This window comes from candidate division WOR-3 bacterium (assembly GCA_016926475.1).
Lineage (GTDB): Bacteria > SDB-A > SDB-A > SDB-A > SDB-A > JAFGIG01.
On record JAFGON010000103.1, the window covers coordinates 1 to 5,486 of the forward strand.

A 5,486-nucleotide genomic window follows, 5' to 3' on the forward strand; every position below is an offset into this window, starting at 1 on the left:
ATATATAAAAAGTGAAAAGATTAAAAATGAGTTCATTTTTTATATAGATAATAATCCGGATCCCGACTATATAACGTTTTCAGGTTCGGGTGAGCCTACATTGAACATCAAAATAGGGGAAATTTTGAATTTCATCAAAGGGAAAAAACCTGATATACCCGTCGCAGTTTTGACGAACGGAACTCTTCTTTGGGATGACAACGTAAAAAAAGCACTTCTTGATGCGGATGTTGTTCTTCCGTCTCTAGACGCAGCAACTCAGGGAGGATTTGAAAAGATCAACCGTCCGGTAAAGGGGCTTTCAATAGAAAAATATATCCAAGGAATAGAGAATTTTAAAAAAGTATTCAAGGGTAAACTTTGGCTGGAGGTTTTTATTCTTCCGGGATATAACGACAGCGAGGCAGAATTGACAGCGCTTAAAAAAAGCGTAGAAAGAATTGAACCTGACATCGTTCAGCTTAACACTCTTGACAGGCCTGGTACCGTCCCAAATTTAAAAAGAGCTACAAACAAAGACTTCCAAAGGGTTATAAATCTGTGGAAAATGGAAAATGTAGAAATTATTTCCTTTCCTGTTGAGAGAAAAAATATCCAATCTTACAGGAAAGACTTTGAGAGCATGATATTGGAAACAATCGCGAGAAGACCCTGCACCGTTGATGACCTTTCAAAAATATTGGGTCTTCATTCAAACGAGATAAACAAATATTTAAGCGTTTTGGAAGAAGAAGGTAAAATTGAAGGCGTCGAACAGGACAGAGGAACTTTTTATCAACTTATGCACGACTAAGTTAACATACGGATTTATGACGCAGAAAACAATCAACGTAATCCCGATAAAAGTACAAATGAATTGGTATGGGTTAATATCATTTAAAAGAAATTTTGTCTAATTATGCCGCTGATAAGAAGAATAAGGGAAGAAGACTGGCAGATCTACCGGAATATTAGACTTGATGCTATGAAGGAATCTCCCATGGCTTTTTCTACAACGTATCAGGATGCCCAAAAAAGAGATGATCGTACCTGGAAAGAACAGGTTCATAGCGCTGTTTCCGGAAGTGAGAGGTGTACTTATTTGGCTTTTGACGGAGATAAAGCTATCGGCGTCGCTTCTATTTATGGAACAGACGAAGAAGGAGTCGGCGAGTTGATTCAGGTCTGGGTTTCACCCGACTATCGAGGGACATCAACTGCTTTTGACCTGATAAAAACTGTTCTGGATTGGGCGAGTAGAGAGAACTACAAGTCAATCCTGGCGATAGTGAGGAAAGACAATGAAAAAGCTGTTAATTTTTACATAAAATTCGGTTTTGAAAAGATAGACAAGTCAAAAGAAAATTATTGTCTTCTAAAGGAAATAGACTGAAAAATATTTAGTTTTTTGAGTATTGAAAATACTATGACGACACGGATAATTAAAAAGAAATCTGAAAACTCTTAATAACAGAATTAATCTATGTTAGAATCAATTCTAGTATTTGCTTTGTTTGTTATGGAAATAAGGAAATTTAACTTGGAAAAACGGAGGCTTTTATGGGCAGGAAGATAATTGTAATTGGCGGTTCAGCTGCAGGACCGAAAGCGGCGGCAAGAGCAAGGAGAATGGATGAATTCGCGGAAATAACAATTTTTCAAAAAAATCCTGACCTTTCCATGGCTTCATGCGGGTATCCTTATTATGTTGGCGGTTTCTTTGACGACAGAAATAAACTGCTTTGTACAACAACCGGAGTTGTTCGTGATCAGAAGTATTACTGGAATGCAAAAGGTATTGTCGCTAGAGTGAACACGGAAGTTACAAAAATTGACAGAGGGAAAAAGCAAGTTGAATTCTTGGATATCTTGAATGGCAAAACAGGGACGATGAAATACGACAAATTGATCATCGCAACCGGCTCTTTGCCCAACATGCCTCCTATTCCGGGAAATAAACTCGAGGGAGTGACTACGCTTCAGTCAATGAAAGACGCGGATTATTTAAGAAAGATAAAAGATGAAGGCAAGATAAAAAAGGCCGTTGTCATCGGAGGCGGACTTATAGGTGTTGAAACGCTTGAAGCTCTTAATCTTGCGGGCATAGAGCTTACACTGGTGGAACTTTTGCCCCAGCTCCTGACCTTTCTGGATTGGGAAATGGCAGCTCTTGCGGAAAATTATCTCAGGACAAAAGCAGACATAATCACCAAAGACGGCGTTTCTGAATTCCTGGGAAAAGAAGGAAAATTGACTGCGGTTAGGCTTCAATCCGGCAAAGTAATACCCTGCGAACTCGCTGTTGTCGCCATTGGAGTAAGACCTAACACGGAATTAGCAAAGAAAGCCGGAATTGAAACAGGAAAACTCGGTGGAATAAAAGTAGATAAATACATGCAGACATCGGACCCTGATATTTATGCCGTCGGTGATTGTTGTGAGATAAAAAATATTATTTTAGAAAAATCAGTTTTAGCTCCTTACGGCGACCTCGCCAACCTGGAAGGACGTGTTGCGGGAGAAAATGCCATAATTGGAAACAAAGCTGTTTTTCCCGGAACAATACAGACTGGAATATGCAAGATTTTCGAATATGGAATTGGCATAACAGGGCTTTCGGAATCAAAAGCAAAGGAAGCTAAAAAGGATTACATATCTGTGATAAATGCCAGCCCAGACAAACCTGGTTTTATGAACGGAAAATTGCTTGTCACAAAACTTATTTCCGACAAAAAAACAGGGAAAATACTCGGAGCCCAGTGCCTTGGACCTGGAGACGTCAGCAAACAGCTGGCAATATGGGCGACTGCTATTAAAGGAGGCTTAACGGTGGAGGACATGGTAAACGGCGATCTGCCCTACGCCCCCCCATTTTCACTAGCCATAGACCACAGCATCGCTTCTGCACACATTCTTCAGAACAAGACCAGAGATTTATTCACAGGAATTTCATCTTTAGAATTAAAGGATAAAATTGACCGGAAAGAAGACATTTTTATTCTTGACGTCCGCGGTCAGGATGAATTCGAGCAGACAAAAATTGGAATAGGCGAAAAGCTGATACCTCTGGGTGCTCTAAGAAATCGTCTGAACGAATTACCCGAAGATAAAAATAAAGAGATAATCACATACTGCAAAATCTCACTTCGCGGTTACGAAGCGGCTGTTCTTCTCAAAGCGCATGGATTTAAAAATGTGAAAGTGCTCGAAGGCGGAATCTTGGCATGGCCGTTTAAGAAGGAAAAATAAGACCTGGACAAGATCTAGTTTTTTTTAAAACAACTAAATTAGCTCGTGCTATATCGATGTTAGAATCTGAAAATCAAATTGCGTATTGTGAATTATATGAAAATGAATTTGACACGATCTGGAAAATAGACAGAAGTGAATACGTTGAAGCGATTTATTTATATAAAGCAGGAAAACTTGAGAGACAAAAGATAGGACAAAGTTTCGGCAAATTTTTGTTTGAAAAAGCGGTTAGCCTAGCTCGATATCTTGGAGAAAAAGGCTTTATATCACTTCGTGCGAATGCAAAAATACAGTGGATTTCTATTTTCATCTGGGTTGTAGGCTAACTGATGAAATTGACGAGGAACTGTATTCTCTTGAGCCGAAAGGCATTTATATGGATATGTTACTGTACAACGGCAAACAATGAAATTTAAAAACATAGATGGAATGAGCGGAGATGACCTGCTCAGGGAAATAACTCAAGGGGGAAAATTCGTAGTCTTCCAATACTGTGTATCCATCATTATATTGTCTTTTAAGCGAGGATCAGCCATTTATTTCATTAAAGGAAAAGAGAAATCGTTGAAGTATTCTTTTAAGTATTCTTTGGTGACCTGGCTTTTGGGCTGGTGGGGAATACCTTGGGGTCCGATATTTTCAATTCGAAGCCTCTACATAAACAACAAAGGCGGAATTGACGTGACTAAAGACGTCATCCAGAGTGTCGCCAAAGTTAAGAAATAAAAACTTAGTGAAAATTAAATTTTTGAAAGACAATGACTTACTAAAACTATCCTGAATACCTGCTTACTCCCATAAATACAAAAGCATTAAACTAAATATTTTTTAAGAATGGATAAGGTTTCTCTCTATGCGAAAAATTTTGGAAAAAAAGTGTAAAATTTATTTGTTTCATATGAATATCCAAAAAAAGTATGAGAACATTGGGAAGTAAAACATGTAAATAGCCTTAAAGCCGAAACATTAGCAAAACTTATTTTTTTCGTGATTCCGCTCAGAAGACAAATAAATAAAAGAGCTATTGCCAAAGACATAAACCAGCACATATTTTTATATGGCATTTTATGTGAAAACATGGAGGGTTTTATGAGAATTTTTTTCCAATTTATACTTTTAATAGGAGTGACGAATTTTTTTTCGTGCTCGGAGGGGAAAAACATGAATCAAAACAACTACAACGAACTGACCCCGGAAGAAGAAATGGTCATTGTCCACAAAGGCACAGAAGCGCCTTTTACCGGAGAGTATTATAATTTTTTTGAAAAGGGCGTATATCAGTGCAAAAGGTGCGGAGCTCCACTCTTCAGATCTGAAGACAAATTTCATTCTGGAAGCGGATGGCCGAGCTTCGACGATGAAATCGAAGGAGCGGTGATAAGACAGACAGACGCCGACGGAATGAGAACGGAAATTTTATGCGCGAACTGCGGGGCGCATCTGGGACATGTTTTTGTAGGAGAAGGGATGACCGACAAAAACACAAGACACTGCGTCAATTCAATTTCCCTTGTGTTTGTACCCGACGATTCCTTTTTGAAAAAAGCCTACTTTTCCGGCGGATGTTTTTGGGGAGTGGAATACCATTTTGAAAAAAAGGAAGGGGTTATATCTGCCATTTCTGGTTACATGGGAGGTTCCGTGGACAATCCTTCCTACCAAGATGTCTGCTCGGGAAACACAGGACACCTGGAGACAGTTGAAGTGACCTACAACCCTTCAAAAGTAAGTTTTGAGGAGCTGACAAAACTATTCTTTGAAATTCACGATCCGACTCAAGTCAACAGACAGGGTCCGGATGTCGGGGAACAATACCGCTCTGCAGTCTTTTACGAAAATGATGAAGAAAAAAAGATTGTCGAAAAGTTAATAGGAATTCTGGAAAAAAAAGGATATAACATTGCCACGGCGCTGATTCCTGTCAGTGAATTCTGGGAAGCTGAAGATTATCATCAGGATTACTACCGGAATAAAGGAGAACAGCCCTATTGCCATAGTTACATCAAAAGGTTTGATTAATATAGAAGTTATAAAACAAAGCCATTTAAATGGTGACGGTGCTTGACGAAACTGTTTTTTCAGTCTCCCTGCACTATATCAAGACGGCACCAGAAAACTGAAGAAGGGAGCTTTCTATGAAAAACACAGTCTATATTCTCACCTTTGTTTGCGCATTCTTCATGCTTGTCGCAAAATCGGCAGATGCCTGCACACGGGCGGTCTATCAAGGTCCCGATGGCATGATTGTCACGGCA

Annotated in this window: 6 protein-coding genes; all 6 read left to right on the forward strand. The window is 39.2% G+C overall.

Annotated elements, in window-relative coordinates:
- Positions 1 to 793 (forward strand): radical SAM protein (locus JXA84_09990; GenBank protein ID MBN1151533.1); only part of this gene is annotated, 793 nt, incomplete at its 5' end.
- Between the two features lie 105 nt (positions 794 to 898).
- On the forward strand, positions 899 to 1,372 hold the full coding sequence (locus JXA84_09995; protein ID MBN1151534.1) for a GNAT family N-acetyltransferase: 474 nt from the start codon (positions 899 to 901) through the stop codon (positions 1,370 to 1,372).
- A 167-nt stretch (positions 1,373 to 1,539) separates the two neighbouring features.
- Entirely contained in the window at positions 1,540 to 3,228 is a 1,689-nt protein-coding gene (locus tag JXA84_10000) for an FAD-dependent oxidoreductase (protein ID MBN1151535.1), read from the forward strand.
- Positions 3,229 to 3,284: 56 nt separating this feature from the next.
- Positions 3,285 to 3,557 (forward strand): hypothetical protein, encoded by a 273-nt coding sequence (locus JXA84_10005; protein MBN1151536.1) that lies wholly within the window; start codon positions 3,285 to 3,287, stop codon positions 3,555 to 3,557.
- Positions 3,558 to 3,636: 79 nt separating this feature from the next.
- Positions 3,637 to 3,957 (forward strand): hypothetical protein, encoded by a 321-nt coding sequence (locus JXA84_10010; protein ID MBN1151537.1) that lies wholly within the window; start codon positions 3,637 to 3,639, stop codon positions 3,955 to 3,957.
- A 363-nt stretch (positions 3,958 to 4,320) separates the two neighbouring features.
- Positions 4,321 to 5,250 carry a bifunctional methionine sulfoxide reductase B/A protein gene (locus JXA84_10015; protein ID MBN1151538.1) on the forward strand — a complete coding sequence of 310 codons (930 nt, stop codon included), beginning with the start codon at positions 4,321 to 4,323 and terminating at the stop codon, positions 5,248 to 5,250.
- Positions 5,251 to 5,486 lie beyond the last annotated feature (236 nt).